General features: G+C 70.5%; 20 protein-coding genes and 7 pseudogenes. 16 read left to right on the forward strand and 11 right to left on the reverse strand.

What is annotated here, in order from left to right:
- Position 1: 1 nt before the first annotated feature.
- Entirely contained in the window at positions 2-943 is a 942-nt protein-coding gene (locus AB0N14_RS35200; protein WP_366029769.1) for a 5-dehydro-4-deoxyglucarate dehydratase, read from the forward strand.
- On the forward strand, positions 940-2,103 hold the full coding sequence (locus AB0N14_RS35205) for a hypothetical protein (protein WP_366029770.1): 1,164 nt from the start codon (positions 940-942) through the stop codon (positions 2,101-2,103). The genes AB0N14_RS35200 and AB0N14_RS35205 overlap by 4 nt, the downstream gene beginning before the upstream one ends.
- Here AB0N14_RS35205 and AB0N14_RS35210 read toward each other — a convergent pair.
- Positions 2,040-3,272, reverse strand: coding sequence for an MFS transporter (locus tag AB0N14_RS35210; protein ID WP_366029771.1), 1,233 nt, complete (start codon positions 3,270-3,272; stop codon positions 2,040-2,042). The genes AB0N14_RS35205 and AB0N14_RS35210 overlap by 64 nt on opposite strands.
- Positions 3,273-3,585: 313 nt before the next feature.
- Between AB0N14_RS35210 and AB0N14_RS35215 the strand changes: the two genes are divergently transcribed.
- The 7 genes and pseudogenes from AB0N14_RS35215 to AB0N14_RS35245 all read left to right on the forward strand — a co-directional run bounded on the left by AB0N14_RS35215 (position 3,586) and on the right by AB0N14_RS35245 (position 9,020).
- Positions 3,586-4,263 carry a GntR family transcriptional regulator gene (locus AB0N14_RS35215; RefSeq protein ID WP_366029772.1) on the forward strand — a complete coding sequence of 226 codons (678 nt, stop codon included), beginning with the start codon at positions 3,586-3,588 and terminating at the stop codon, positions 4,261-4,263.
- Positions 4,260-4,514 (forward strand): annotated as a pseudogene (locus tag AB0N14_RS35220) (dihydrodipicolinate synthase family protein); the annotation flags it as partial. The gene AB0N14_RS35215 and the pseudogene AB0N14_RS35220, both read left to right, overlap by 4 nt.
- 283 nt (positions 4,515-4,797) lie before the next feature.
- Positions 4,798-5,727 carry a sugar ABC transporter permease gene (locus AB0N14_RS35225; RefSeq protein ID WP_366029773.1) on the forward strand — a complete coding sequence of 310 codons (930 nt, stop codon included), beginning with the start codon at positions 4,798-4,800 and terminating at the stop codon, positions 5,725-5,727.
- Between the two features lie 8 nt (positions 5,728-5,735).
- A pseudogene (locus tag AB0N14_RS35230) lies at positions 5,736-6,336 on the forward strand (carbohydrate ABC transporter permease); the annotation flags it as partial.
- Positions 6,336-6,934 (forward strand): annotated as a pseudogene (locus AB0N14_RS35235) (pectate lyase); the annotation flags it as partial. The pseudogenes AB0N14_RS35230 and AB0N14_RS35235, both read left to right, overlap by 1 nt.
- A 2-nt stretch (positions 6,935-6,936) precedes the next feature.
- Positions 6,937-8,090, forward strand: a pseudogene (locus AB0N14_RS35240) (pectinesterase family protein).
- 135 nt (positions 8,091-8,225) lie between these two features.
- On the forward strand, positions 8,226-9,020 hold the full coding sequence (locus tag AB0N14_RS35245; protein WP_366029774.1) for an HAD family acid phosphatase: 795 nt from the start codon (positions 8,226-8,228) through the stop codon (positions 9,018-9,020).
- Here AB0N14_RS35245 and AB0N14_RS35250 read toward each other — a convergent pair.
- The 3 genes and pseudogenes from AB0N14_RS35250 to AB0N14_RS35260 form a co-directional block, all read right to left on the reverse strand.
- Positions 9,013-10,031: pseudogene (locus tag AB0N14_RS35250) on the reverse strand (family 43 glycosylhydrolase); the annotation flags it as partial. The gene AB0N14_RS35245 and the pseudogene AB0N14_RS35250 sit on opposite strands and share 8 nt — an antisense overlap.
- A gap of 95 nt (positions 10,032-10,126) precedes the next feature.
- A pseudogene (locus tag AB0N14_RS35255) lies at positions 10,127-10,974 on the reverse strand (hypothetical protein).
- Complete coding sequence (locus tag AB0N14_RS35260; RefSeq protein ID WP_366029775.1) at positions 10,971-11,528, reverse strand: SigE family RNA polymerase sigma factor; 558 nt, start codon at positions 11,526-11,528, stop codon at positions 10,971-10,973. Before AB0N14_RS35260 ends, AB0N14_RS35255 begins: the two are co-directional and overlap by 4 nt.
- 255 nt (positions 11,529-11,783) lie before the next feature.
- Between AB0N14_RS35260 and AB0N14_RS35265 the strand changes: the two genes are divergently transcribed.
- On the forward strand, positions 11,784-13,235 hold the full coding sequence (locus AB0N14_RS35265; protein WP_366029776.1) for an NCS2 family permease: 1,452 nt from the start codon (positions 11,784-11,786) through the stop codon (positions 13,233-13,235).
- Positions 13,236-13,319: 84 nt separating this feature from the next.
- On the opposite strand, the pseudogene AB0N14_RS35270 reads toward AB0N14_RS35265, so the two are convergent.
- From AB0N14_RS35270 to AB0N14_RS35280, 3 genes and pseudogenes are all read right to left on the reverse strand, one after another.
- A pseudogene (locus tag AB0N14_RS35270) lies at positions 13,320-14,776 on the reverse strand (penicillin-binding transpeptidase domain-containing protein).
- A 97-nt stretch (positions 14,777-14,873) separates the two neighbouring features.
- Complete coding sequence (locus AB0N14_RS35275) at positions 14,874-15,347, reverse strand: GNAT family N-acetyltransferase (protein ID WP_366029777.1); 474 nt, start codon at positions 15,345-15,347, stop codon at positions 14,874-14,876.
- A gap of 3 nt (positions 15,348-15,350) precedes the next feature.
- A complete protein-coding gene (locus tag AB0N14_RS35280) occupies positions 15,351-16,124 on the reverse strand; it encodes an IclR family transcriptional regulator (RefSeq protein WP_366029778.1) in 774 nt (257 codons plus the stop codon).
- A gap of 133 nt (positions 16,125-16,257) precedes the next feature.
- Here AB0N14_RS35280 and AB0N14_RS35285 point away from each other — a divergent pair, with 133 nt between their 5' ends.
- The 5 genes from AB0N14_RS35285 to AB0N14_RS35305 all read left to right on the forward strand — a co-directional run bounded on the left by AB0N14_RS35285 (position 16,258) and on the right by AB0N14_RS35305 (position 21,117).
- Positions 16,258-17,787 carry an aldehyde dehydrogenase (NADP(+)) gene (locus AB0N14_RS35285; protein WP_366029779.1) on the forward strand — a complete coding sequence of 510 codons (1,530 nt, stop codon included), beginning with the start codon at positions 16,258-16,260 and terminating at the stop codon, positions 17,785-17,787.
- 151 nt (positions 17,788-17,938) lie between these two features.
- Positions 17,939-18,547, forward strand: coding sequence for a DUF1349 domain-containing protein (locus AB0N14_RS35290; protein WP_366029780.1), 609 nt, complete (start codon positions 17,939-17,941; stop codon positions 18,545-18,547).
- A gap of 118 nt (positions 18,548-18,665) precedes the next feature.
- Entirely contained in the window at positions 18,666-19,178 is a 513-nt protein-coding gene (locus AB0N14_RS35295) for a GNAT family N-acetyltransferase (RefSeq protein ID WP_366029781.1), read from the forward strand.
- 76 nt (positions 19,179-19,254) lie between these two features.
- Positions 19,255-19,971, forward strand: a complete 717-nt coding sequence (locus AB0N14_RS35300; protein WP_366029782.1) for a DsbA family oxidoreductase — start codon at positions 19,255-19,257, stop codon at positions 19,969-19,971.
- A gap of 60 nt (positions 19,972-20,031) precedes the next feature.
- A complete protein-coding gene (locus AB0N14_RS35305; protein WP_366029783.1) occupies positions 20,032-21,117 on the forward strand; it encodes an aminotransferase class V-fold PLP-dependent enzyme in 1,086 nt (361 codons plus the stop codon).
- A gap of 213 nt (positions 21,118-21,330) precedes the next feature.
- On the opposite strand, the gene thpD is transcribed toward AB0N14_RS35305, so the two are convergent.
- The 4 genes from thpD to ectA all read right to left on the reverse strand — a co-directional run bounded on the left by thpD (position 21,331) and on the right by ectA (position 24,551).
- Positions 21,331-22,233: an ectoine hydroxylase gene (gene thpD / locus AB0N14_RS35310; RefSeq protein WP_366029784.1), complete on the reverse strand. Its 903-nt coding sequence runs from the start codon at positions 22,231-22,233 to the stop codon at positions 21,331-21,333.
- Positions 22,234-22,240: 7 nt separating this feature from the next.
- A complete protein-coding gene (locus tag AB0N14_RS35315) occupies positions 22,241-22,639 on the reverse strand; it encodes an ectoine synthase (protein ID WP_103844648.1) in 399 nt (132 codons plus the stop codon).
- A 29-nt stretch (positions 22,640-22,668) separates the two neighbouring features.
- The gene (ectB, locus tag AB0N14_RS35320; RefSeq protein ID WP_366029785.1) at positions 22,669-23,940 is read right to left on the reverse strand and encodes a diaminobutyrate--2-oxoglutarate transaminase; all 1,272 of its coding nucleotides are present in this window, start codon (positions 23,938-23,940) and stop codon (positions 22,669-22,671) included.
- A 62-nt stretch (positions 23,941-24,002) separates the two neighbouring features.
- Positions 24,003-24,551, reverse strand: a complete 549-nt coding sequence (gene ectA, locus AB0N14_RS35325; RefSeq protein WP_366029786.1) for a diaminobutyrate acetyltransferase — start codon at positions 24,549-24,551, stop codon at positions 24,003-24,005.
- A gap of 990 nt (positions 24,552-25,541) precedes the next feature.
- Here ectA and AB0N14_RS35330 point away from each other — a divergent pair.
- Positions 25,542-26,426, forward strand: a complete 885-nt coding sequence (locus AB0N14_RS35330) for an IS982 family transposase (protein ID WP_366029787.1) — start codon at positions 25,542-25,544, stop codon at positions 26,424-26,426.
- Positions 26,427-26,540 lie beyond the last annotated feature (114 nt).

Genomic DNA, 26,540 nt, shown 5'->3' on the forward strand with positions numbered 1-26,540 from the left:
CGTGACGTCAGCCCCTCTCGCCGCTCGACTCAGCATCCCGAGCGGGCCGCTGTTCTTCCCCGTCACCGCGTACGGGCCCGACGGCTCCCTCGCGCTCGACGTCTACAGCGCCCATGTGCGCAAGGGTGTGGAGGCGGGCGCCGCCGCCGTGTTCGCGTGCTGCGGCACGGGTGAGTTCCACGCGCTGACGCCCGAGGAGTTCGAGGCCTGCGTACGGGCGGCCGTCGAGGCCACGGACGGACGGGTTCCTGTCGTGGCCGGCGCCGGTTACGGGACCGCGCTCGCCGTGCGCTACGCGAAGCTCGCGGAGGGCGCCGGGGCGGACGGGCTGCTCGCCATGCCCCCCTACCTGGTGGTCGCGGGCCAGGAGGGGCTGCTGCGGCACTACCGGGACCTGGTCGCCGCGACCTCGCTGCCGACCGTCGTCTACCAGCGCGACAACGCCGTGTTCACGCCCGGGACGGTGGTGGAACTCGCCCGTACGGACGGTGTCATCGGCCTGAAGGACGGGCTCGGCGACCTGGACCTGATGCAGCGCATCGTCAGCGCCGTGCGCAGCGAGGTCACGGGCGACTTCCTCTACTTCAACGGGCTGCCGACCGCCGAGCAGACCCAGCTCGCCTACCGCGGCATCGGCGTCACGCTCTACTCGTCCGCCGTGTTCTGCTTCGCCCCGGAGATCGCCCTCGCCTTCCACCGCGCGCTGACCTCAGGCGACGACACCACCGTGAACCGGCTCCTCGACGGCTTCTACCGCCCGTTCGTCGAACTGCGCTCCCGCGGCCGCGGCTACGCCGTGTCCCTCGTCAAGGCCGGCGTACGGCTGCGCGGCCTCGACGTCGGTGAGGTGCGGCCGCCCCTGCACGAGCCGTCCGAGGACCACGTCAAACAGCTCGCCGCGCTGATCGACCACGGGTACGCGCTGCTCGAGGAGGGCATGTGAAGGCGTCGGCTTTCGTCTACCCCTGGGACGTCAACGGGGACCCCGAGGCCCCGCACCGCATCGCCGCGCTGGGCGTCCGGCAGGCGACCCTCGCCTCCGCGTACCACTCCACACGCGCCCTCACGCCCCGGCACCCGCGCCACCGCATCGTGACCGCCCGCCATGCGGCCGTGCTCTACCCGACGGACGCGCGCTGGGAGGGCCGCACCCCGCGCCCCCACCCGGCCGGCGACTGGGCCCCGGGGGACGCCTTCGGCGAGGCGGCCCGCGCGCTCACCGCGGCCGGGCTCGAGGTGCACAGCTGGGTGGTGCTGGCGCACAACTCCCGCCTGGGCGAGGAGCATCCCGGCACCTCCGTGGTCAACGCCTACGGCGACCGCTACCCCTGGGCGCCGTGCATCGCGCAGCCCGCCACGCGCGCGTACCTCGTCGACCTGGCGGCCGAGGCGGCCGTACGGCCCGGCGCGCGCGGCACCGAGCTCGAGTCGCTCGGCTGGTACGGGCTGGCGCACCTGCACGCCCACGACAAGATCGGCGGCGTGACGCTCGGGGACGCCGGGCAGTACCTCATGTCGCTGTGCTTCTGCCCGAGTTGCGGTGAGGGCTACGGACGGCACGGACTGGATGCGGAGGAACTGGCCGCGGCGGTACGGGCCGCACTGGAGCCGGTGTGGCGCGGCGCGCCCTCCGACGGGGGCTGGGCGGGCGTGGAGAAGCTCCTCGGTGAGGCGAAAGCGGCCGCCACGCGCGCGTGGCGCGACACCACCGCCCGCACACTCCAGGAGGAGGCCGTGGCAGCGGTCCGGGCGGCCGCGCCCGAAGGCTTCCAGGTGCTGCTGCACGCGGACCCGGTCTCGTACCACTGCGGCGCCAACGCGGGCGTCGACCCCGCGCACATCCTGTCCGTGGCGGACGGCGTGGTGGTGCCCTGCACGGGCGGCGCCGGCCTGCTGACCCCGTTCGCGGAACAGAACCGGACGGGTGCCGTCCTCGCAGCCAACCTCACCGTGGTCTCCGGCATGGGCGGCAGCCCGGGGACACTCGCGCGGGACGCCCGGGGCGCCGCAGAGCTGGGCGCGACGGAACTGCGGCTATATCACGCCGGGTTGGCGTCCGACGGCGACCTCGAAGCCGTACGGGACGCTCTCGCGGGGCTCTGAAGCAGCGGCGCCATCGCCACCGGCGCGACCAGACCCAGCACCACCAGCACCGGCCGGTGGCCGACCAGTTCGACGAGCCCCGCCCCGACGGCCAGCCCGACCGCGTTCGGGCCGAACAGCAGCGTGCTCGCCGTGGCGGCCGCACGGCCCAGCAGCGGGCCCGGCGTCTCCCGCTGCACCGCGGTGAACGCCGTGATCAGGACACACGGCAGTCCCGCACCGATGGCCGCGCTGCACACCAGCGCCACCGGGCCGGACGGGATCGCCCTGAGCCCCACACCGGCGGCGAACAGGGCGATGCCGCAGGCCGCGAACGGGCGCTCGCCCAGGCGGCGCAGGGCGGGGCCCGAGACCGTGCCGATCAGCACCGAACCGGTGCCCTGGACGGCGAAGAGCACCCCGGCGTACGCGGGGGAGCGGCCGAGGCCGTCCACGACCGCGTAGACCATCGCGCCGTTGAGCCCGGCGAACAGCATCGTGGTCCCGCCCGCCAGGACCAGCGGCCGCAGCCGCTCGTGCCGCCACAGATGGCGCGCGCCGTCGGCGGTCCGTGTACGCCAGTCCGCGGTGGGCGGGTCGGGGCTGTCCTCGCGGACCCGCAGCAGCGCGTACAGGCCCGTGGCGAGCACGAACGTGACCGCGTCCAGGAACGCCACGCAGGGGCCCCCGTACGCCGCGTAGATCCCCGCGCCGGCCAGCGGGGCGACGAGCTTCATGCCCTCCGTGGCCGTCATCCTCAGTCCGTTGAAGTCGCCGAGCAGCGAGCCGTCGACGGCGGCCGCGACCAGCGCCGACTCGGCCGCGTCGTGGACGATCCCGGCCGCCCCGTAGACGAACAGGACCGCGTACAGCAGCCACAGCCCGTCCCGGGAGTGGACGGTGAAGAGCGTCAGCAGGAGGGCCGCGAGGCCGAGGCTCGTGCCGATGAGCAGCGGTTTGCGGCGAACACGGTCGGCGAGCGTGCCCAGGGCCGGTCCGGTCAGGATCGGCGCCCACATGGCGAGCAGGCACAGTGCGGCCAGGCCGTCCGAGCCGGTGAGGTCCTTGACCCACACCCCGGACGCCAGCCACAGCGCCGACGTGCCGAAGCCGGACACCACCACCCCGGCCAGACAGAGCCCCGCATCGCGGTCGCGCAGCACGCGCGCCGCCGTCCATGTGGTCGTCATGCCCGGTCATCGTGGCTCTAAGGACACGGGGGCGGGATCGGGCAGGTGCCTTAGGAACGCGGGTCCGGGGCCGTCCCGGTCGGAAATCCGTTGGACGTTGTCCCTTGTGCCCCTGGGAGGGATACGCGGCGCGTGACAGCCCGTCACAAGCACGTTGCCGCAACTCCCTTTGTCAGAAGCATTGACGAGACACAGGGGCGCTCTTACCTTCGACGCGTCGTACTTCGTACGTCATATATGAGACGCGATACGCGAGATCAGATACGCGACATCGCATACGCGACATCGCATACGCGACATCCGAGAAGCGCGCATGACCTCTGTGCCCACGCCGATCCCCTCCCGCACGCAGTACGTGCTGGAAGGGATCAAACACCGCATCCTCACCGGGCAGCTGACGCCCGGCCAGGCCCTGGTGGAGACCGAACTCGCCGCACAATTCGGGGTGTCGAAGACACCCGTGCGCGAGGCGCTCAAGACCCTGGCCGGGACCGGGCTCGTCGTGATGAGCCAGTACAAGGGCGTCACGGTGCGCATGGTGGACGCGGACATGGCGCGCGAGGTCTACGACGTCCGGCTGCTCCTGGAGCCGGAGGCACTGCGGCGCTCGGTGCGGCGCGGGGCCTCCCTGGACGCCGCGCGCGACGCGCTGAAGCGGGCCGACGAGGCGAGCGACACCGCCGAACGCTCCCTGGCCAACCGAGAGTTCCACCGCGCCCTGTATCTGCCGTGCGGCAACCCGCTGCTCGGCCGGATGCTCGACGAGGTCCGCGACCAGGCCGCCCTCGTCTCCGCCGTCGCCTGGGCCGCAGACCCCTCCTGGGAGCGGGAGGCCACCGAGCACCAGGAGATCCTGCGGCTCGCCCTCGGAGGCGACGCCGACGGGGCGGCGAGCGCCCTTCACGCCCACATCGCGTCGTTCGTGCGACGGGCCTTCCCCACGACCGAAGCAGCGGAGCCGGGGGCCCGGGGAGAGGACGGTCAGGCATGACAACGACGTTCGAGACCCAGCGGGCGGCCCTGGCCGACGTGGTGGCGATCCCGGTGACCCCGTTCACCGAGGACGGCGGCGTGGACCAGGACGCCCACCGGGCCCTGCTGCGTCGCCTGCTCGACGGCGGGGTGAGGACCCTGACGCCCAATGGAAACACCGGCGAGTTCTACGCCCTCACCCCCGAGGAGCGGCGCCTCGTCAGCGAACTGACCGTCCAGGAGGCGGGGGAGCGGGCCGCGATCCTGGTACGCCCGGAGGTCGCCGCCATAGCCGCCGGGAACGGCGTGCTCTACAACTCCCAGATCACCCAGGCCGACACCGGCTGCGACTTCGAGTTCCTGGCCCGGCCCGGCCAGGTCCCGGACCCGTACGCCGGCTGACCCACCGCACGACCCCCGGGCCTGCTCACGCACCACCGCAGGTCCCGGGGTACCCACCCCGGTACCGCCTGTCGAAGCGCTTCAACCATGTGTACGTAGCAAGCGCTTCCCGTGCCCGCTGTAAACGCCCCATTGCGAACGGAGAACAGTCATGGCCCAAGCCGCGGCCGTGGCGAAACCGCCCGCGCCACCCCGGCGGCGCCGTGCCTCCGCCACGCCGCGCAGGCTCCCGTACCTGCTGATCGCCCCGGCGGCCCTGCTGATGCTGGGCTTCATCGCCTACCCGGTCCTCAGCGTCTTCTACCTGCAGAACTACAACCCCACCAAGCCGTGGCGGAACGGCTACGCGGGCTTCGACAACTTCGTCCAGGCCTTCACCGAGGACCCGCAGTTCTGGCACACGCTGACGTTCAGCGCCAAGTGGGTCTTCGTCGAGGTCGGGCTGCAGCTGCTGTTCGGTCTGGCCCTCGCCCTCATCGTCAACCAGACCTTCGTGGGCCGGGCGCTCGGCCGGGCGCTGGTGTTCTCCCCGTGGGCCGTCTCCGGGGTGCTGACCTCCGCGATCTGGGTGCTGCTCTACAACTCCCAGACCGGCATCACCCGTTACCTCGCCGACATGGGCATCGGCTCCTACGGCACGAGCTGGCTGTCGGACACCTCCACCGTCTTCCCGGCGGCGGTCGTCGCCGACCTGTGGCGCGGCGTCCCCTTCTTCGCGATCCTCATCCTCGCCGACCTCCAGTCCGTCTCGAAGGACCTGTACGAGGCCGCCGAGGTCGACGGGGCGAGCCGCTCCAAGCAGTTCCGGCACATCACGCTGCCGCATCTGAAGGACGCCATCGTGCTGTCCACGCTGCTGCGCGCGGTGTGGGAGTTCAACAACGTCGACCTGCTCTACACCCTCACCGGCGGCGGTCCGGCCGGTGAGACCACCACGCTCCCGCTCTACATCGCCAACACCAACGTGGACGCCCACAACTTCGGCTACGCCTCGGCACTGACCACGGTGGCGTTCGTGATCCTGCTCTTCTTCTCGATGGTCTATCTGCGGCTGAGCAAGTTCGGAGGTGAGGGCAAGTGATCACCGAGATCGCGGCCGCACCCGACAGCGTGGTGTCCGAGCCGGCCCGTCCGAAGGGCGGGCACCGCGCCTGGGACGAGGTCCCGCGCCGGCAGATCTACCTGCCCCTGTCCCTCTACCTGCTCTTCACCCTCGTCCCCTTGTACTGGATCCTGCTCTTCGCCCTGCGCCCGGCCGGCTCCACCTCGCTGCTTACCTGGCCGGTCACCTTCGACCACTTCGAGAAGGTGTGGCGTGCTCGTCGGCGTCGCGACCCTCGTGATGACGACGGTGGTGGCGCTGGCCGGCGGCTACGCGCTCGCCCGGTTCGACTTCCGCGCCAAGCGCGCCTTCATCCTCGCCCTCCTCTGCTCGCAGTTCGTGCCGGGCGCGCTGCTGCTGGTCCCGCTCTTCCAGATCTTCGCCGACCTGCGGATGATCAACTCGCTGGGCAGCGTCATCATCGCCGAGACCGTATTCCAGCTGCCGCTGTCGATGATTCTGATCAGCGGCTTCATCAGGAACGTGCCGCCCTCGCTGGAGGAGGCCGCCTGGGTGGACGGCTGCGACCGCTTCGCCGCCTTCCGGATCGTCGTCCTGCCGCTGCTGCGGCCCGGCCTCATCGCCGTCACCCGGACAGCACGCTGCCGTACTACTACGGCCGGATCTACGAGCAGCACGACGGCGAACTGGACATCGTCAAGGGCGCCGACTACGTGACCGCTCCTGGAACGTCTTCGCCGACCACGACAAGACGATCCTCATCGGCAACAGCGACAGCGCCTCCACCGCCGCCGTCGACCGGGGCCACCTGAAGGTCACCTTCCACCACAACCTGTTCTCGAACCTGGTCGAGCGCGCACCGCGCGTCCGCTTCGGGCAGGTCGACTCCTACAACAACCACTTCGTCGCGGGCGACGGCTACTCCTACAGCTACGGCATCGGCATGGAGTCCCAGCTCGTCGCCGAACACAACGCGTTCACGCTGCCGGACGGGGCCGGCGCCGGGAAGATCCTGAAGAAGTGGAAGGAGGCGCCGGTCACCGCCGCCGACAACTACATCAACGGCACGCTCACCGACCTGATCGCCGTGCACAACGCGGAGATGCCCGGCGAGACGCTGCAGTCGGGTGCCGGCTGGACGCCGACCCTGCGCACCAAGGTCGACCCGGCCCGGGCGGTTCCGGGGATCGTCGACCACCGCGCGGGTGCGGGAAAGGTCTGCTGACCGTGGCGGCCACCGTGGGACGCAGAGCCTTCCTCGCCGCGAGCGCCGGCGCCGCCGTGACGCTCGGCCGCGTGGGCCCCGCCCGGGCGGACTCCGCGTTCGGGCCCTACGGCTCGCCGTCCGCCCGCCTCACCGGGAAGACCCTGCACGTCCACCCGGGCGGCGCCGGGGACTTCACCAGCGTGCAGGCCGCCGTCACGGCGGCGAACGGCGCCGGGTTCACGCTGGCCATCGCGCCGGGGACGTACCGGGAGACGGCCGTCGTGGACGCCACCCGCACCGGCATGACCTGGATCGGCGCCTCCGGGAACGCCCGGGACGCGGTGGTCGTGTACGACAACGCCAACGGGACGCCCAAGCCCGGCGGCGGCACCTACGGCACCACCGGCTCGGCACCACCACCGTGCAGGCCGACGGGTTCACCGCCCGCCACCTCACCTTCGCCAACGACTTCCTGCGCGCCGAGCACCCCGAGATCACCGGCACGCAGGCCGTCGCCATCAAGGTGCAGGGCGACCGCAGCGCCTTCGAGCGGTGCCGGTTCCTCGGCCACCAGGACACGCTGTACGCCGACTCGACGGCGCTCGGCACCTTCGCCCGGCAGTACTACCGGGACTGCTACGTCGAGGGCGACGTCGACTTCGTCTTCGGCCGGGCCACCGCCGTCTTCGAGGCCTGTCACTTCCGCACCCTGAACCGGACGGACCTGGCCGCCGCCCCCTTCGGCTTCGTCTTCACCCCGTCGACCGCGCTCGCCAACCCGCGCGGCTACCTGGTCATGAGGAGCCGGATCAGCAGCGAGGCCCCGGACGCCTACTACAAACTCGCGCGTCCGTGGGTGCCCGGCTCCGACCCCACCGCCCGCCCGATGCTGACCGTACGGGACACCCACCTCGGCGCCGGCATCGACGCGGTAGCGCCGTACGCCAACATGTCCGACTCCTACCCATGGCAGAACCAGCGGTTCGCGGAGTACCGCAACACGGGACCCGGCGCCGCGATCAGCGTCCCCGTCAACCGGCCCCAGCTCACCGACACGGAGGCCCGGTCGGCCACCCGCGAGGCGTACCTCGGCGACTGGACCCCCTGGCGGACGCGTCGACCACGTACAACGCCCGCAAGTCCGACGGCTCCCTGCCCGACACCACGTTCCTGACCACGGCACCACCATCGGCGCGACCATGAACTGACCCGGGAGGGGCACCGTCTTGGGCCCGTTGGCCGGTCGGGAAGATATCGATCGGGCAACGGGCCTCGCGCTCAGGGTGGTGACGCGCGTAGAAAACTTGTCATGCATAAGCCACTTCGTATCGCGGCCCTCGTCGCCGCCTGTGCCGTCGCCGGCGGGGCCCTCTACGGCGCCGGCGCGGCCACCGCCGGTCAGTCGACGGCGAACTCCACCCACGAGCCCTACAACATCGGGCTCCTCGTGAAGGACATCGACACCTACTACGGCACCACGGCCGACGCCGACGGTGTCTACCAGGCGTCCCCGCAGAGCCCGTACGCCAAGGACCTGGCGCGCATCGACGCGGACGCCCGGCGGTACATCGACAAGGCCGCCCGCAAGGCGCACCACCGGGGCGAGAAGCCGGCCGTCGTCTTCGACATCGACGACACGCTGCTGCTCAGCCTCGACTACGAGAAGCGCTACAACTACACGTACAACTCGGCGACCTGGGCCGCGTACGTGAACAAGGCCGACCGTCCCGCGGTCTTCGGCAGCCCCGAACTCGTCCGGTACGCCGCGTCCAAGGGCGTCGAGGTCTTCTACAACTCGGGGCTGAGCGAGGCGCAGCGCTCGGCCGCCGTCGAGAACCTGAAGAAGGTCGGCGCCGATGTGAACCTCGACGCCGACCACATGTTCCTCAAGGACGCGGCCAACCCGCCGTCCTACCTGGGCGGCTGCGCCACCCCGGGTGCCTGGAAGTGCAGCACCGTCCAGTACAAGTCCGGCACCCGCAAGCACATCGAGGACCTGGGGTACGACATCGTCGCCAACTTCGGCGACCAGTACTCCGACCTCGACGGCGGCTACGCCGACCGGACGTACAAGCTGCCCAACCCGACGTACTTCGTCAGCTAGCCCGCACCGGCGGGACCGACCGCAGGGTCGGGACCACCGGAAGGATCGTGCCGTCGGCCGCGAACTCCATGCGGTCGACGGTCGTCTCCCGGTGCATGCCGTCCCCGCCCGGCTTCCCGGGGCCGTTCAGCGCGAACCGGTGGTAGACGATGTACCAGTCGTCGGTGCCGGGCACGTTCACCACGGAGTGGTGCCCGGTGCCGAGGATGCCGTACTCGGGGCGCTTGGACAGGATGGTGCCCCGCTTGGTCCACGGGCCGAGCGGGGACGGGCCGGTGGCGTAGGCGACGTGGTAGTTCTCGCTGCGGGTGTCGTCCTCGGACCACATGAAGTAATACGTGCCGTTGCGCTTGATCACGAAGGACCCCTCACGGAAGTCGTCCGTGGTGATGTCCTTCACCTTGGAGGCGTCGTACGACGTCATGTCCGCGTTTAGCGGGACGACGTACGCGTGGCCGTTGCCCCAGTACAGATACGACTGGCCGTCGTCGCCGGTGAAGACCGCCGGGTCGATCATCTGGCCCTTCAGGCTCCCGCCCTTGGCGACCAGCGGCTTGCCCAGCGCGTCCTTGAACGGGCCCGCGGGCCAGTCGGCCACCGCCACGCCGATCTGCTGCTCGGCGCAGAAGTAGAAGTAGTACTTGTCGTTCTTCTCGGCGATCGCCGGCGCCCAGGCGTACTCGTCCGCCCACGTCACGTCCGGGCCGAGGTCCAGGATGACGCCGTGGTCCTTCCAGTGGACCAGGTCCTTCGACGAGTACGCCTTGAAGCTGGTGCCGCTCCAGCCGTTGTAGCCGTCGGTCGTCGGGTAGATCCAGTACTGGCCGTCCAGGTAGGCGACGTCGGGGTCGGCGTTCAGGCCGGGCAGGACCGGGCTGCGGGTCGGCACCGCCTCCACCGTCCAGGTGCGCTTCGTGCCGTCGGCGGCCGTGACGCTGTACGTCTGCGGGGTGCGGAAGTCAGGCGGGTACCGGAGGGCGGGGTGATGGTCGCGCCCTCGCCGAGCCACAGCCCGGCAACCCTCTCGGGCCACGGCGGCGACCAGGGACAGCCCTCGCCGACCGGAACCGGCGGGGCGCTCTCGTGCGCCTCCTGGTCGCCGCTTCTTACGAGTCGCCGTCGGCGCCGTCGCCGTGCGCGGCGAAGTCGCCCTTCACCGCGAGGTGTTCACCACCCGCCGTCGCCGTCATCGTGTAGCTGTCGCCCCCGGCGTCCCGGCCGCCGCGGTCGTGGTCGTACTGCCCCGCGAACACCCACTGGCCCGCCGGGACCGTACGGCCCTGTTCGAGCACCCAGGTGTAGACGAGGAAGCCGTCCTTCTCGGCGACCGTGAAGGTGAAGTCCTGCTCCGGAAGCGACCGCCAGGAGCCCGTCGAGGACACCCCGCCGGTCTGCGCGACCTTCAACTCGACGGTGAGCGAGGTGAGCAGCTCGCTGGTCTTCAGGGTCAGGTTGCTCTGTGCCCAGAAGTCGTTGCTGTGCGGGTCCACCGAGCCGTCCGACCACAGCGGACCGTCCTGGACGCCGGAGGCGCCCGGCGGGGTGGTGGCGGTCGCGGGGGCGTTCGGGGACGCCGATGCCGAAGGGCTCTGCCTGCCCGGGGCGTGGGACGCGCCCTTGCCCGGGGTCGGCCCGGTGCGCGGCTCGTCGCGGCCGGGGACGGGGTCGGCGTGGGCGAGACGGCGACCGTCTGCTGGGCGGGGGTGTCGTCCTTGACCGCCGAGGCGACCGCGTAGCCGCCCAACGCGAGGACGCCCGCGACCCCGGCCGTGGCGCCCACGACCCGCACCCAGCCCCACAGCGGCGGACGCGTCGCCCGGCGGCTCGGACGGAACGGCGCGGCCATGCCGCGCTCGACGCGGGCCAGGATGCGCGCGCGGTCGGGCTCGTGCGTCTCGGCCGCCGCGTGCAGCCTGGCGCGCAGCTCGTCGTGCACGTCCCGCGGCGTAGTCATCGGTCCCTTCCTCCAGTGCGCACCACCGCGGCGTGAACGCGCCGAGGGGCCTCGACGGTGCCCAGGAGCCGCTGCAATTCGGCCATACCCTTCGACGTCTGGCTCTTCACCGTACCCACCGAGATGCCCAGCGCGAGCGCCGTGTCCTTCTCGGAGAGGTCGAAGGCGTGCCGCAGCACCACGCACGCCCGTTTGCGGAACGGCAGGCGGCGCAGGGCCTCCTGGACGTCGACGACCGCCGGGACGTCCGGGTTCTCGGCCTTCTCCTCGCGCTGGGACCAGAAGAGGGTGATCCGGCGGCGTTCGCGCACCGCGCTGCGGATCCGGGTGCGGGCCAGGTTGGCGACCACCCCGCGCGCGTACGCCACCGGGTGGCCGGCGGCGCGCACCCGGTCCCAGCGGTGCCACAGCGCGAGCAGCGCGTCGGCCGCCAGGTCGTCGGCGGCGTCCGCCTCACCGGTCAGCAGCTGGGCGAGCCGGGCGAGTTCGGCGTAGTGCCGCTCGAAGAAGGCGTGGAACTCCACGGAGGCGGCGTCGTCGACGACAGTGCCCACGGGCGACCTCTCCTCGCTGCGGCTCCGGCACCTCTGAGGGCACCTGTGTATGTGGTGCAAGTGCCATGTGGACGTCCGGAGTGCGGTACGGGACGAGATCCGGAAGCGTAGCAGCGTTCGTACGGAGCTTCGAACGTTGTATGGCAGGCCGAACTCTCCGATTCCGTAACACGGAGAAAACCTGAAACGGGTTCACCACGGGAACAATCCAGCCAGCATCCCGCACTGGTTCAACAGGCAACAAGGAGTCCTGCCATGCCCGACACACAGAAGGTGGCCGGCCGGTCAAGTGCCGCGCCCCCGGCGACCAACGGCCTCGACCGGTTCTTCCGGATCTCCGAACGGGGCTCCACCTTCGGTCGTGAGATACGCGGCGGCTTCGCCACGTTCTTCACGATGGCCTACATCCTTGTCCTGAATCCGATCATCCTGGGCAGCGCCAAGGACAAGTTCGGCCACCAACTGGACACCGGCCAACTGGTCACGGCCACCGCGCTGGTGGCCTGTGTGATGACGATCATCATGGGTGTCGGCGGCAACCTGCCGCTCGCCATCGCCGCCGGCCTCGGTCTCAACGCCGTCGTCGCCTTCCAACTCGCCCCCCTGATGAGCTGGGCCGACGCCATGGGCCTCGTCGTCATCGAGGGCGTCCTGATCTGCGTCCTGGTGCTCACCGGACTGCGGGAAGCGATCATGAACGCGATCCCGCAACAGATGAAGCAGGCCATCGGCGTCGGCATCGGTCTGTTCATCGCGTTCATCGGCTTCGTCGACGCCGGGTTCGTCAGCCGCATCCCGGACGCCGCGAACACCACCGTGCCGGTGCAACTGGGCGCCGTGGGACGCCTGACCGGCTGGCCCGTCCTGGTCTTCTGCCTCGGCGTGCTGCTCACCGTCGCGCTGCTCGCCCGCAGGGTGAAGGGCGCCATCCTGATCAGCATCGTGACCATGACGGTCGTCGCGATCGTCATCAACGCCGTCGCCGACATCAAGAGCTGGGGCCTGACCACCCCGAAGCTCCCCGACAAGGTCGTGGCGGCCCCCGACTTCGGGCTCGTCGGTCACTTCAGCCTGTTCGGCGCCTTCGGCGAAACGAGCGCCATCACCGTCGTCCTGCTGATCTTCACGCTGATTCTGTCGGACTTCTTCGACGCCATGGGCACCATCGTCGGCATCAGCGCGGAGGCCGGGCTGCTCGACGAGCAGGGCCAGGTGCCGGGCATCGGCCGGGTGCTGTTCATCGACGGCGCCGCCGCGATCACCGGCGGCGTGGGCTCCGCCTCCTCCAACACCGCGTACATCGAGTCCGCCGCCGGCGTCGGAGAGGGCGCGCGCACCGGGTTCGCCAACCTGATCACCGGCGGCCTGTTCGGCCTCGCGCTGTTCCTCACGCCGCTGCTGACCATCGTGCCGCTCCAGGCGGCGGCGCCCGCCCTGATCGCCGTCGGCTTCCTGATGATGACGCACGTCAAGCACATCGACTGGGACCGGTACGAGATCGCCATTCCGGCGTTCCTCACCATCGCCGCGATGCCGTTCACGTACTCGATCACCGACGGCATCGGCGCCGGCTTCCTGTCGTACGTCGTCATCAAGACGGTCCTCGGCAAGGCCAAGGAGGTCAACTGGCTGCTGTGGGGTGTCTCGGCGCTGTTCCTGGTGTACTTCGCGATCGACCCGGTGGAGCAGATCCTCGGCGTGCGGTGATTCCCGGGCGCGCCGCATTCGATTGCGGCTGCGCCGCGGGCCGGACCCCCGGCCGGGGCATCGCCGGTCGGGGGCTTCCAGCACTCAACTCTTGAGCGCCGCCTGCATCATGGCCTTGGCCACCGGCGCCGCCAGCCCGTTGCCGCTCACCTCGGAACGTGCCGCGTCCGACTGCTCGACCACCACCGCCACCGCGACCTCCCTGCCCGTCGCGCCGGACTTGCCGTACGCCGTGAACCAGGCGTACGGCACCTGGCTGTTGTTCTCGCCGTGCTGCGCGGTACCGGTCTTGCCGCCCACGGTGACGCCCGGTATCTGCGCGTTCGTACCCGTGCCCTTCTCGACGACCGTCTGCATGGCGGACTCCAGCTGGGCGGCGGTCGAGGAGCTGACGATCCGCTTCGTGGACGTGTCGTTGTCGTAGTTCTTCAGCACATCGCCGCCGCTGTCGGTGATCTGCGACACCGTGTGCGGGCTGACCAGCTCACCGCCGTTGGCCAGGGCGGCGGACACCATGGCCATCTGCAGCGGGGTCGCGGTCACGTCGAACTGGCCGATACCGGACAGGGCCGTCTGCGCCTGGTCCATCCTCGAGGGGTACACGCTCGTGTACGCCCGCACCGGCACGTCCAGCTGGTCGTCGTTGAAGCCGAACTTCTCGGCCATCGCCTTCACCTTGTCCTGGCCCAGGTCGACGGCCATCTTCGCGAAGACGTTGTTGCACGAGTACTCCAGGGCCACCCGGATCGAGGCGTTCCCGCAGGGGGCGGAGGGGTTCTCGTTGGACAGCTCGTCGGTCGACAGCGGCAGCCGGTAGGGGTTCGGGCTGACCGTCTTCTGGTCCACCGACGCATAGAGCCCGTCCTCCAGCGCGGCCGCCGCCACCACCAGCTTGAACGTCGATCCCGGGGGCAGGGGCTGGCGCAGCGCGCGGTTGGTGAGCGGCTTGTCCGGATCGGCGTTCAGCTGCTTCCAGGCGGCCCCGGCGGTGTTGGCGTCGGTCAGCGACGACGGGTCGTAGGACGGGGTCGAGACGACAGCGAGGATGCGGCCGGTCTTCGGGTCGATCGCGACGGCGGCGCCCTTCTTGCCGCCGAGTGCGTCGTACGCCGCCTTCTGCACGTCCGGGTCGATCGTCGTCACCACGTTCCCCGGTTCGGCCCGCTGGTTGGTGATCGTGTCCATGGCGGTCTTCAGCCGGGGATCCGTGCCGTCGAGCAAGTCCTGGTAGACGCCTTCGAGTGGGTCGGGGCATAGCTCTGCGAGGCGTAGCCCGTCACCGCGGCGTACAGCTTGCCGTCGGTGTAGGTGCGCTTGTACGCGAGGTCGCCGCCGGTCGTCCGCGCCGAGCCGGTGACCGACCTTCCGGCCACGATGATGTTCCCCAGCGGCTGCGAGTACGTCTCGATCGCGCCTCGCCGGTTGTCCTGGTCGTCCGCGAGCGCCTTGCCGTCGTACAACTGCACCCAGGTGGCCCTGACCAGCAGAGCGAACACCAGGGCCAGCACGAAGACGGAGGCGCGCCTGATCGTCTTGTTCATCGCGCCAGGAAGACGAACGGGACGGGCCGGACCGTTCCCGAACGCCCCTTTTCTCATCCGGCGCTCATGATCCCCGCCGGACCGCGCCAGCCCGGCTTCACCCCTCCAGCGTCAGCACCACCTCGTCGATCTCCTCGTCCCTGGCGTGCGCATACCCCCTGGCCCGTGCGGTCTCGCGGAAGCCGCACTTCTCCAGCACGCGCAGCGACCCCGCGTTGTCCGCCGCCGCCCGTGCGTACAGCGGGCGTTCCGGCACGTGAGCCAGCAGCCCCCGCAGCGCGGCCGTCGCCACGCCCCGCCCCCAGTACGCGCGGTCGATCCAGTACGTCACCTCGCGCTCGCCCGGTTCCCCGTACACCGCCGCGCTCCCCACCACGTCGCCGTCCGCCAGGACCGTGCGGGCGAGGACGTCGGACGAGGACCGTATCTTCTTCCAGTGGGCGTCGAAGACGTCCGGGTCGGCAGGATCCCCCGGGGTGAAGGCGGCCATCCGGACCGCCTCGGGATCGCTCATCTGCCGGTAGAAGACCGGCAGGTCGCTGTCGTGGACCTCGCGGAGCACGACCTCCATGGTTCACAGCCTCCGGGTGGCGAGCGTCAGACGGTCCCTCGCGTCGAACAGGGCGTCCTTGATCATCTGTTCGTGGGCCGGGGTCAGGCGGGCCACCGGGACCGAGCAGCTGATCGCGTCGCGGGCCGGGGTGCGGTAGGGGATCGCCACCCCGAAGCAGCGCAGCCCCAGCGTGTTCTCCTCCCGGTCCACGGCGAAGCCCTGCTCCCGGACCTGGTGCAGCTCCTCGATCAGCTTCTCACGGTCCGTGATGGTGTGTTCGGTCAGCGCCGGAAGCGTCTCCGGGAGCATCTTGCGGACCTGCTCGTCCGTGTGCGTGCTCAGCAGCGCCTTGCCCAGCGACGTCGAGTGCGCGGGCAGCCGGCGCCCCACCCGAGTGAAAGGCCGCAGGTAGTGCTGCGACTGGCGGGTCGCCAGGTACACCACGTTCGTGCCGTCCAGGCGCGCCAGGTGGATCGTCTCCGTCGTGTCGTCCGACAGCCGGTCCAGGGTCGGGCGGGCCGCCGCCACCACCTCGTCGCCGTCGATGTACGACGTGCCGACCAGCAGCGCCCGCACTCCGATGCCGTACCGCGTGCCCGTCGCGTCCGTCTCCACCCAGCCCAGCTCCACGAGCGTGCGCAGCAGCATGTACAGGCTGGACTTGGGGTATCCGACGGCCTCCTGCACGGAGGCCAGCGAGTGCATGCCGGGGCGGCCGGCGAAGTACTCGAGCAATTCGACCGTCCGCACCGCGGACTTGACCTGCGCCCCGCCGCCTGTCTCGCCTGCCGACATCGCCCTTGACCCCTTCGTTCGCCGGGAAATAGTCTCCGAGCCGCATATTCATCATCAGAGACAGCGTTCAGTATATCGAACGCCCCTGATGGATGACGTATGAACTGCGGCATGACATCTGGAGGGATCCGCGGTGGCAGCAGCACCAGTCTGGAGTGTCGACCCCCGAACCGGGAAGCAGCGTGAACAGGTTGCGGTGGAGGCCACAGCTGAGGAGGTGGACGCCGCCGTCCGGGCCGCCCACGACGCGCGTGGTTCCCTCGCCGACCGAAGGGTCCGCTCGGCGTTCCTGCGCGCCGCCGCCGACGAGCTGGAAGCGGCCAAGGACCACCTCGTCGAGGCGGCGGACGCGGAGACCGCCCTCGGTCCGGTCCGGCTGAGCGGCGAGCTCGCCCGCACCTGCTACCAGCTGCGCGCCTTCGCGGACATCGTCGACGAGGGCGCCTTCCTCGACGTCGTGATCAACCACCCCGACGACACGGCGACCCCGCCGATCCCCGATCTGCGCCGCTACAAGGTCCCGCTGGGCGTCGTCGCCGTGTACTCGGCCTCCAACTTCCCCTTCGCCTTCTCCGTGGCCGGCGGCGACACCGCGAGCGCGCTCGCCGCGGGCTGCCCGGTCGTCGTCAAGGCCCACCCCGACCACCCGGCCCTGTCCGAACTGGTCGCGGCGGCCCTGCGCCGCGCCGCCGAGCGGCACGACATCCCGAAGGGCGTGCTCGGTCTCGTCCACGGTTTCCAGGCGGGCATCGAGCTGATCAAGCACCCGCTGGTCGCCGCCGCCGGGTTCACCGGCTCCATCCGCGGCGGCCGCGCCCTCTTCGACGCGGCGGCGGCCCGCCCCGTCCCGATCCCGTTCCACGGTGAACTCGGCTCGCTCAACCCGGTGGTCGTCACCGAGGCCGCCGCCGCCGAGCGCGCCGAGACGATCGGCGCGGGTCTCGCGGGCTCCATGACGCTGGGCGTCGGCCAGTTCTGCGTCAAGCCCGGCCTCGTCCTTGCCCCCACGGGAGCGGCGGGCGACCGCCTGGTGAAGTCCCTGACCGAGGCGGTCAGCGACACCGACGCCGGCGTCCTGCTCGACCACCGCATGCGCGACAACTTCATCGCGGGGGTCGCCGAGCGCGCGGCGCTTCCCGATGTGGAGTCACCGGTCACCGCCGGCCCGGGCAGCGAGCACACCGTGAGCGCGGGCTTCCTCACCGTCCCGGCCGAGAAGCTCACCACGGAGGGCGAGTACGACCTGCTCCTCGAGGAGTGCTTCGGCCCGATCACGGTCGTCGCCCGCTACGAGGACGAGGACGAGGCCAAGCGCGTCCTGGGCCGGCTCCCCGGCAACCTCACAGCGACGGTGCACCTGTCGAGCGAGGAGGTGGCGGGAGAGGGCCGTGGCGCGGAGATCCTGCAGGAGCTGACCCCACTGGCCGGGCGCGTGCTCGTCAACGGCTGGCCCACCGGGGTGGCGGTGGCGCCCGCTCAGCACCACGGTGGTCCGTACCCGGCGACCACGTCCACGTCCACCTCGGTCGGTGGTACGGCGATCGAGCGGTGGCTGCGGCCCGTGGCGTACCAGAACGCTCCGGAGGCCCTGCTCCCGCCGGAGCTGCGGGACGACAACCCGCTGGGTCTGCCGCGGCGGTTCGACGGCCGACTGGAGCGGTGACCGTTTCATCGCGGTTTGTGCCGTAGGGGCGTTGCGGGGTGCGGCGCCTCCGCGGTCGGTCACGCCCGCGCGGCCGAGCCGCGCGAGGCGTCACATCCCCACGCCCCCGAAAAGCACTGCCCCCCATTTCGGTACCTGGGACACTCTGCCAATGGACCTCGAACTTCCCGAACTCCCTTTCCTCCTTCGCACGTACGGGCCCGAAGGCCACTGGTCGTACGAGGACGGGGTGCTCACCGGCTGGGCCGGGGCCCGGCAGGACCGTTTCGTGCCGCCCACCGGTGAGTCCCTGGACGCCGCCTCCGACGCGCCGCGACTGCTCGGGGCGCCGGAAGGGGACTTCCAGCTGATCGCCCGCGTCACCGTCGGCTTCGCCGCGGCCTTCGACGCCGGTGTGCTCTACGTCCACGTCGGCGAGCGGGCGTGGGCGAAGCTGTGCCTGGAGTACTCGCCGGACGTGCCCACCGTGTGCACTGTGGTGACACGCGGGCACTCCGACGACGCGAACTCCTTTGCCGTGGAGGGAAGTTCGGTGTGGCTCCGGGTCAGCCGTACCGGCCGGGCCTTCGCATTCCACGCCTCGCGGGACGGAAAGCGGTGGACGTTCGTCCGGCTGTTCACGCTGGGCGACGAGAAGGAGACGGACGCGGCGCTGGTCGGCTTCATGGCCCAGTCCCCGATGGGCGAGGGCTGCGTGGTGACGTACGACGGGATCGAGTACCGCCCGCACTGGCCGCAGGACCTGCGGGACGGTTCATGACGAGCCGGCCCCGCCGCGCGGCCGCCTCGTCCGTCGTACGGGCCTGACCCCCGAGCGCCCACCGCGCCCGGTTCGGCCGCCTCGGAACCGCCCCGGCCGCTGCCACGTCCTCCGTTGCATGATCGAAGAGCGTGTGACCGGAAGTCGGGTGATCCGCACCGTCCTGCCCGCCGAGGCGCCGGCCGTGGCCGATCTGCACGTGCGGGCCCGGGCGACGTACTACCCGCAGGGGCTGCCGCAGGACGGCACCGACTGGCTCACCGCCTGGCGGGACGCCATCGAACGGCCCGACGGGCACGTGCTGTGCGCAGTCGAACACGGGCGCCTCGTCGGCATCGCGTCCTTCCGTACCCCGCAGGGAGCCCCCGCCGACATGGTCAAGCTCTTCCAGTTCCACGTCGACCCCGGTCACTGGCGCCGCGGTATCGGCACCGAACTCCACGCGGCCTGCGTGGAGGAGTGGCAGGCCGATGGCAAGCGGACGGCCGTCCTCGATGTGCACGTGGACAACCGGCGCGCCCAGGTCTTCTACGCCCGCCATCGCTGGGTCCCCGACCCTGAGAACCCGCCCGCCGAGGACGACCACCACGTCCACCTCCGGTACGCCGTCCCCGGTGTCGCGGGGGAATGAAACGGAGCGTTTGAACGTTCACACAGCCTGCGGAGGGAGGCTCCGTACCCGTACGACCTGGAGAGAAGCCGAAGACATGCGCGTGGAGATCTGGTCCGACATCGCCTGCCCCTGGTGCTATGTCGGAAAAGCCCGCTTCGAGAAGGCGCTCCAGGCCTTCCCGCACCGGGACGAGGTCGAGGTGGTGCACCGCTCCTTCGAGCTGGACCCGCACCGCGCCAAGGACGACGTGCAGCCGGTCCTCACGGTGCTGGGCGAGAAGTACGGGATGAGCGAGGCGCAGGCCCAGGCCGGTGAGGACAACCTGGGCGCCCAGGCCGCCGCCGAGGGCCTGGAGTACCGCACCACGGGCCGCGACCACGGCAACACCTTCGACATGCACCGCCTGCTGCACTTCGCCAAGGAGCAGGGCAAGCAGGACGAGCTGACCCAGATCATGTACCGGGCGAACTTCGCCGAGGAGCGGTCCCTGTTCACCGAGGGCGACGAGCGGCTGGTGGAGCTGGCCGTTCAGGCGGGGCTCACCGCCGAGGACGCCCGCAAGGTCCTCGCCGACCCCACCGCATACGCCGACGCCGTGCGCGCCGACGAGCGCGAGGCCGCCGAGCTGGGTGCGAACGGCGTCCCCTTCTTCGTCCTCGACCGGAAGTACGGCGTCTCCGGCGCCCAGCCCGCGGAGGTCTTCGCGCAGGCGCTGACCCAGGCCTGGGGCGACCGCCCGCCGCTCCGGCTGATCGACGAGGGTGACGCGGACGCCTGCGGCCCGGATGGCTGCGCGGTGCCGCAGCACTGAGGACCCGCAGGTCAGGCGGATGTATAAGGGTTCCTTGATGGAACCACGCACAAATAGGCGATGGACTGGGGCTTCCACGGGCCGCACAGTGGTCCCATGGAGACCTTCGAGACCCTCGTCCGCGCCGAGTTCGCCCCGAAGAACACCTACCTGAACACCGCGAGCACCGGGCTGCTGCCGACCCGGACGGTGGAGGCCCTGCGGACCGCCGTGGAGTCGGCCGCCGTCGGGCAGCCCACCGACATGTTCGCCGACGTAGAGGCCGCACGCGCCTCCTTCGCCCGGCTGACCGGGGTTCCCGACCGCCGGGTGGCGGCAGGGGCCTCGGTCGCCGTCTACACCGGGCTGATCGCCGCCTCGCTGCCCGAGGGTGCCGAAGTCGTCACCGCCGAGGGCGACTTCAGCTCGGTGGTGAACCCCTTCCACATGCGCCGCGACCTGAGGGTCCGCACCGTGCCGCTGGAGCGGATCGCCGAGTCCGTACGGCCCGGCACCGCCCTCGTCGCGGTCAGCGCGGCGCAGTCCGCCGACGGCCGGATCGCCGACCTGTCCGCCATCGGCGCGGCGGCCCGGGAGCACGGCGCCCGTACGTACGTGGACGCGTCCCAGGCCGTCGGCTGGCTGGACCTCGACGCGGACGCCTACGACTATGTCGCCGCCGTCGCCTTCAAATGGCTCTTCTGCCCGCGCGGCGTGGCCTTCCTGGTGGTCCCGGAGGACCTCGGCTCCCTCCCCCCGCTCTTCGCCGGCTGGGTCGCGGGGGAGGAGCCCTGGGACAGCTGCTACGGACCGGTCGCCGAACTCGCCCGCTCCGCGCGGAGGTTCGACGAGAGCCCGGCACTGTTCTCGTACGCGGGCGCCCGCCGCTCCCTGGAGCTGCTGGAGGAGGTGAGCGTGGCGCGGGTACGGGCCCACGACCTTGGGCTCGCCGACCGGTTCCTCAAGGGCCTCGACGCACTCGGCCATGAACCGGTCCCCGCACCGGGCTCACCGATCGTGTCCGTGCCCGGACTCGGCCACCGGCAGGGCGAGTTGAGCCGCGCGGGCGTCGAGGTCTCGAACCGCGCGGGCAACCTGCGGGCGGCCTTCCACCTCTACAACACGCCCGCCGACGTCGATCGCCTGCTGGACGTGCTGTCCGGCTGACCCGGCGGGTGCCTGGAGCCCCCCGCACGACGGGCTCCAGGCACCCGGCGGTCACTTCACCGGCGTGAAGTCCCTCGCCCCGATGCGGTGATCTTCGGGGGGCGACCCCCGGACCCCCGGCCGGGGTCCGGCTCACTTCACCGGCGTGAAGTCCCTCGCCCCGATGCGGCGATCTCCGGGGGGCGACCCCCGGACCCCCGGCCGGGGTCCGGCTCACTTCACCGGCGTGAAGTCCCTCGCCCCGATGAACTCCGGCCGCCGGACCGGAGCCGCGAAGGGCTCCACCGCCGCGTTCTCCACGCTGTTGAACACGATGAACACGTTGCTGCGCGGGAACGGGGTGATGTTGTCGCCCGAGCCGTGCATGCAGTTGCAGTCGAACCAGGTCGCCGAACCGGCCTTGCCCGTGAACAGCTTGATGCCGTACTCGGAGGCCATCTTCGTCAGCGCCTCGTCGGACGGGGTGCCCGAGTCCTGCATCTGCAGCGACTTCTTGTAGTTGTCCTTCGGCGTGGCGCCGGCGCAGCCGAGGAACGTCTTGTGCGACCCCGGCATGATCATCAGGCCGCCGTTGGTGTCGTAGTTCTCGGTCAGCGCGATCGAGACGGACACCGTCCGCATGTTCGGCAGACCGTCCTCGGCGTGCCAGGTCTCGAAGTCGGAGTGCCAGTAGAAGCCGCTGGCCCCGAAGCCCGGCTTGACGTTGATCCGCGACTGGTGGACGTACACGTCCGAGCCGAGGATCTGCCGCGCCCGTCCGACGACCCGCTCGTCGCGCACGAGATTCGCGAACACCTCGCTGATCCTGTGCACCTCGAAGACGGACCGGATCTCCTTCGACTTCGGCTCCACGATCGACCGCTCGTCGGCGCGGATGTCCGGATCGGTGACGAGCCGCTCCAGCTCCTGCCGGTAGACGGCGACCTCGTCCTCGGTGATCAGCTCGTCGATGGCCAGGAAGCCGTCGCGCTCGTACGCCTGGAGGTCGGTCAGCGAGATCGGCCCCGGCGTACCCGGAGCGCCCCACACGACCGGGTCCTGGCGGGGGACCGCCACCTCGGTTGCGCCGCGGCTGGGATAGAGATCGGTGACGGCTGTGCTGGTGGTCAGGGTCATCGGTGATTCACACCTCCTCGGTGAGCAGGGGGTAGACGCCGTTCTCGTCGTGGTCCTCACGGCCGGTCACGGGCGGGTTGAAGACGCAGAGGCAGCGGAAGTCCTCCTTCACGCGCAGCGTGTGCCGCTCGTGCCCGTCCAGCAGGTACATGGTCCCGGGCGTGATCGTGTACGTCTTCCCGGTCTCGTGGTCGGTCAGCTCCGCCTCGCCCTCGACGCACACGACCGCCTCGATGTGGTTCGCGTACCACATCGACGTCTCGGTGCCCGCGTACAGGATCGTCTCGTGCAGGGAGAAGCCGACCTTCTCCCGGGCGAGGACGATGCGCTTGCTCTCCCAGGTGCCCGACGCGGCTTTCACATGCCGGTCGGTACCTTCTATGTCCTTGAACGAACGGACGATCACGGTACTGTGTGCCTCCTCTTCAGGGGTTTTCAGGCGGTTTCGCGGACGGCGCGGGCGAGGACGCCCAGACCCTCGTCCAGCTCGTCGGGGGTGATGGTGAGGGCGGGCAGCAGTTTGACGACCTCGCTCTCCGGGCCTGAGGTCTCCACGAGCAACCCGAGCTCGAAGGCGCGGCGCGCGATCCGCGAGGCCCGCTCCTTGTCGTGGAACTCCAGGCCCCACACGAGCCCGCGGCCGCGGTACTCCTTCACGTCGGCGCGGTTCTCGTCGGTGATCGAGGCCAACTCGCGCTCGACCAGCTCGCCGCGCGCCCGGGTCTGCTTCTCCATCGCGGACCCGTCGCTCCAGTAGGTCTCCAGAGCGGCGGTGGCCGTGACGAACGCCGGGTTGTTGCCGCGGAAGGTGCCGTTGTGCTCGCCCGGCTCCCAGACGTCCAGCTCGGGCTTGAACAGGCACAGCGACATCGGCAGTCCGTAGCCGCTGATCGACTTGGACACGGTGACGATGTCCGGCACGACCCCGGCCTCCTCGAAGGAGAAGAAGGCGCCGGTGCGTCCGCAGCCCATCTGGATGTCGTCGACGATCAGCAGCATGTCCTGCCGCTCGCACAGCTCGGCGAGGGCGCGCAGCCACTCGGGGCGCGCGACGTTGATGCCGCCCTCGCCCTGCACGGTCTCGACGATCACGGCGGCGGGTTTGTTGAGACCGGATCCCTGGTCCTCCAGGAGCCGCTCGAACCAGAGGAAGTCCTGGACCGTGCCGTCGAAGTAGTTGTCGAAGGGCATGGGCGTGCCGTGCACCAGCGGGATGCCGGCGCCGGCGCGCTTGAAGGCGTTGCCGGTGACGGCCAGCGACCCCAGGGACATCCCGTGGAAGGCGTTGGTGAAGGACACGATGGCCTCGCGTCCCTTCACCTTGCGCGCCAGCTTCAGGGCGGACTCGACGGCGTTGGTGCCGGTCGGCCCCGGGAACATGACCTTGTAGGGCAGGTCGCGCGGGCGCAGCACCACGTCCTGGAAGGTCTGCAGGAAGGAACGCTTGGCGACGGTGGACATGTCGAGCCCGTGGGTGACGCCGTCCCGCTCCAGATAGTCGATCAACGCCCGTTTCAGTACGGGGTTGTTGTGGCCGTAGTTGAGTGATCCGGCGCCGGCGAAGAAGTCGAGGTACTCGTGCCCGTCCTCGTCGTACATGCGGCTGCCCTGCGCGCGGTCGAAGACGGTGGGCCAGCCGCGGCAGTAGCTGCGCACCTCCGACTCGAGGGTCTCGAAGACGCTGAGGTCCGGCTGGGTGATGGTCACGACGAAAACGCTCCTCGGTGTGTGGGGGAGGGGGAGTCGGACTGTGGGTGGGGGTGAGGGGATCAGGCGGTGTGCTTGAAGGGCCCGATGCGGTACAGGACCTCCGGGTCGTGCGGTCCGTCCGGGAACTGGCGCGTCTCGAAGAGCACTTCACGCTCGACGGTCGCGCCGTGCCGGGCGGCGAACGAGGTGAACAGCCGCTCGGAGGCGCTGTTGCCCGGGGTGATGGTGGTCTCGATGCCGGTGACGCCGTGCTCGGCGGCGACCCGTGCCGCGACCGCGTCGAGCAGGCGGGCGGCGAGGCCGCGCCCGCGGTACGCGGCGTCCACGGCGACCTGCCACACGAGAAGGGTGTGGGGGCGCTCGGGCCGCAGGTACGCGGTGAGGAATCCGACGGGCCGCCCGCCGGGCTCGGCGCGCACCACCGCCGAGGTGCCGGCGAAGTCACGGCACCACAGCAGATAGCTGTAGGAGGAGTTCAGATCGAGGGCTTCGGAGTCCTTGGCGATACGCCAGAGAGCGGCGCCGTCCGCCACTTCCGGACGGTCGATCCGTAGTCCCTCCGACACTTCCAGGAATTCCGCTGACAGGTCTGCTTGTGCGGCGGTCATGCCGATTGAATTTACCCATGGAAATTCGAAATTGCATCGCTGGGTGGGGTTACGGATGGGCGGAGGATGTGTTATCGCGCGGGCGCGTACGTGCGCGCGGATCGACTGCGTTTGCTGGCTATATGTATCGACATTACCGGACGAAACGCCTGTCCTGTGGAGTCGATCACACCCCGGTGACTCACACGAAATCTGCTCGAATTACCTCGGACGGTGTTCGCAGAATCTTTGCGTTTAGGTCGGAGAAGAGCGGGCAGAAGAATACGGGGAGCTACCCTGGAATGGAATTCCAGAATTACCTGGAAGAAGCCCGAAGGGCAATGCCGATTTCAGGCCCCGGTCACTCCGCCGACACGTTCCCGGCAAGTCCGATCGGCGGCGACTACGGGAGTCGGAGCCCGGGGCGGCACATCAGCCTGTCCGGTCTTTTGCCCGTGGGCGGCTGGGGGCGGAGACGCGGGCGCGGCCGGGTTGCGGCGGCTCTCAGGGCTGGAGGTGGCAGTCCTGAGCAGGGGGCCGGGGCGGCAGCCCCGGCCGGGTGAGGGGACGCGGTCCCCGCTGGAGGCGCGGCGGAGCACCGGTCGGTTCCGGACGGCGGCTCGCGGGCTGGGGCGGCATCCCGGGCGGGGTCCAAGGTGGAGGCGCAGTCCCCGGCGGGGGGTCCCGGGCGGGTTCGGGCGGCGGCGGTTCGCCGGGCTGGGGTGGCAGGCCCGGGGAGTCCGCGGACGCAGTCTCCGGCGGGGGCCGGGGGTGGAGCCCCGGGCGGGTTCGGGCGGCGGCCGCTTGCCGGGGAACGGGTCGGCAGGCCGTGGCGGGGTCCAGGGGACGCAGTCCCCGGTGGGAGACCGGGGGCGGAGCCCCCGGGGACGGGAAGGGTGAGGGGGGCGGGGGCACGAACCCCTCGGCCCCCGGCCCGACGCACCGCTAGATGAATGAGTCCGATGTTTGTGCTGGTCGCGACCATGGCGAAGGGCGCCCGTTGGTCAGTGTGTGAAGACAAACCTGGACGCCCTTCTGGCGGCACTGTACGTGTTCATCGACGACCACGTGGCGCCTTGTCGCCGGATCGGGCGACCCCCGAAACTCACGGACGCCGAACTGCTGTGCCTGGCAGTCGCCCAGGTCCTGCTCGGTTTTCCCTCGGCCCGGCACTGGATCCGCTTCGCCCACGCCAGGCTGGGGCATCTGTTTCGCTACCTGCCGCAGCAGTCGGCCTACAACAAGCGCCTCAACGCAGCCGGCCCTCTGATCAGCCAGGTGATCGAGGCGCTGGCCCGGCAGGTGCCCACCTGGAACGACGACCTGCGGCTGATCGACTCCACCCCGCTGCCCTGCGCGGCCTCCCGCGAGACCGTCAAACGCTCCGACCTCGCAGGGCACTGCGGATACGGCTACTGCCGCAGCCACTCCCGCTTCTTCTGGGGCTTCCGGCTCTACCTGGTCACCACCGCCGAGGGCATGCCCGTCACCTGGTGCCTGGCCAACCCCAAGATCGGCGAGCGGGAGGTGATGGCCGCGCTGCTGGAACGCGACCATCACCTCGTCCGCGCAGGGCAGGTGATCCTCGCGGACAAGGGCTTCGCCGGGAAGGAGTTCGAAGCCTTCTGCACCGAGCGGCTGGGGGTTCATCTGGTGCGGCCGGACCGCAAGGACGAACCGGTCCGGCACGGGAAGATCGCCCGGGTCCGCCAGTGGATCGAGGCCGTCATCGACACTCTCAAAGGCCAGCTCAGCCTGGAAGGACACGGCGGCAGAACTCTGGCCGGAGTATTCGCCCGCACCGGCCAACGACTCCTCGCCCTCGCCGCCGGCATCTGGCACAACTGGACCATCGGCGCCGCAGTCAAACGATCCCTGATCGCCTATGACCACTGAAGACATCGGACTCATTCATCTAGAAGGCTGCTGAAAATCTCGCGTTTTGGCCCCGGCTGAGTGGAGCCGGGGCCAGTCTTGTAGGCATGCAGGGGGAATGGGCCGGGGAGATGG

This window comes from Streptomyces sp. NPDC051104 (assembly GCF_040682835.1).
Classification (GTDB): domain Bacteria; phylum Actinomycetota; class Actinomycetes; order Streptomycetales; family Streptomycetaceae; genus Streptomyces; species Streptomyces cynarae.

What these genes read in the sequence shown, in the direction of transcription:
- AB0N14_RS35210 (WP_366029771.1), bottom strand. Translation starts at nt 3,272, where the DNA reads ATGACGACCACATGGACGGCGGCGCGCGTGCTGCGCGACCGCGATGCG.
- AB0N14_RS35215 (WP_366029772.1), top strand. Translation starts at nt 3,586, where the DNA reads ATGACCTCTGTGCCCACGCCGATCCCCTCCCGCACGCAGTACGTGCTG.
- AB0N14_RS35225 (WP_366029773.1), top strand. Translation starts at nt 4,798, where the DNA reads ATGGCCCAAGCCGCGGCCGTGGCGAAACCGCCCGCGCCACCCCGGCGG.
- AB0N14_RS35245 (WP_366029774.1), top strand. Translation starts at nt 8,226, where the DNA reads ATGCATAAGCCACTTCGTATCGCGGCCCTCGTCGCCGCCTGTGCCGTC.
- AB0N14_RS35265 (WP_366029776.1), top strand. Translation starts at nt 11,784, where the DNA reads ATGCCCGACACACAGAAGGTGGCCGGCCGGTCAAGTGCCGCGCCCCCG.
- AB0N14_RS35275 (WP_366029777.1), bottom strand. Translation starts at nt 15,347, where the DNA reads ATGGAGGTCGTGCTCCGCGAGGTCCACGACAGCGACCTGCCGGTCTTC.
- AB0N14_RS35280 (WP_366029778.1), bottom strand. Translation starts at nt 16,124, where the DNA reads ATGTCGGCAGGCGAGACAGGCGGCGGGGCGCAGGTCAAGTCCGCGGTG.
- AB0N14_RS35290 (WP_366029780.1), top strand. Translation starts at nt 17,939, where the DNA reads ATGGACCTCGAACTTCCCGAACTCCCTTTCCTCCTTCGCACGTACGGG.
- AB0N14_RS35295 (WP_366029781.1), top strand. Translation starts at nt 18,666, where the DNA reads ATGATCGAAGAGCGTGTGACCGGAAGTCGGGTGATCCGCACCGTCCTG.
- AB0N14_RS35300 (WP_366029782.1), top strand. Translation starts at nt 19,255, where the DNA reads ATGCGCGTGGAGATCTGGTCCGACATCGCCTGCCCCTGGTGCTATGTC.
- AB0N14_RS35305 (WP_366029783.1), top strand. Translation starts at nt 20,032, where the DNA reads ATGGACTGGGGCTTCCACGGGCCGCACAGTGGTCCCATGGAGACCTTC.
- thpD (WP_366029784.1), bottom strand. Translation starts at nt 22,233, where the DNA reads ATGACCCTGACCACCAGCACAGCCGTCACCGATCTCTATCCCAGCCGC.
- ectA (WP_366029786.1), bottom strand. Translation starts at nt 24,551, where the DNA reads ATGACCGCCGCACAAGCAGACCTGTCAGCGGAATTCCTGGAAGTGTCG.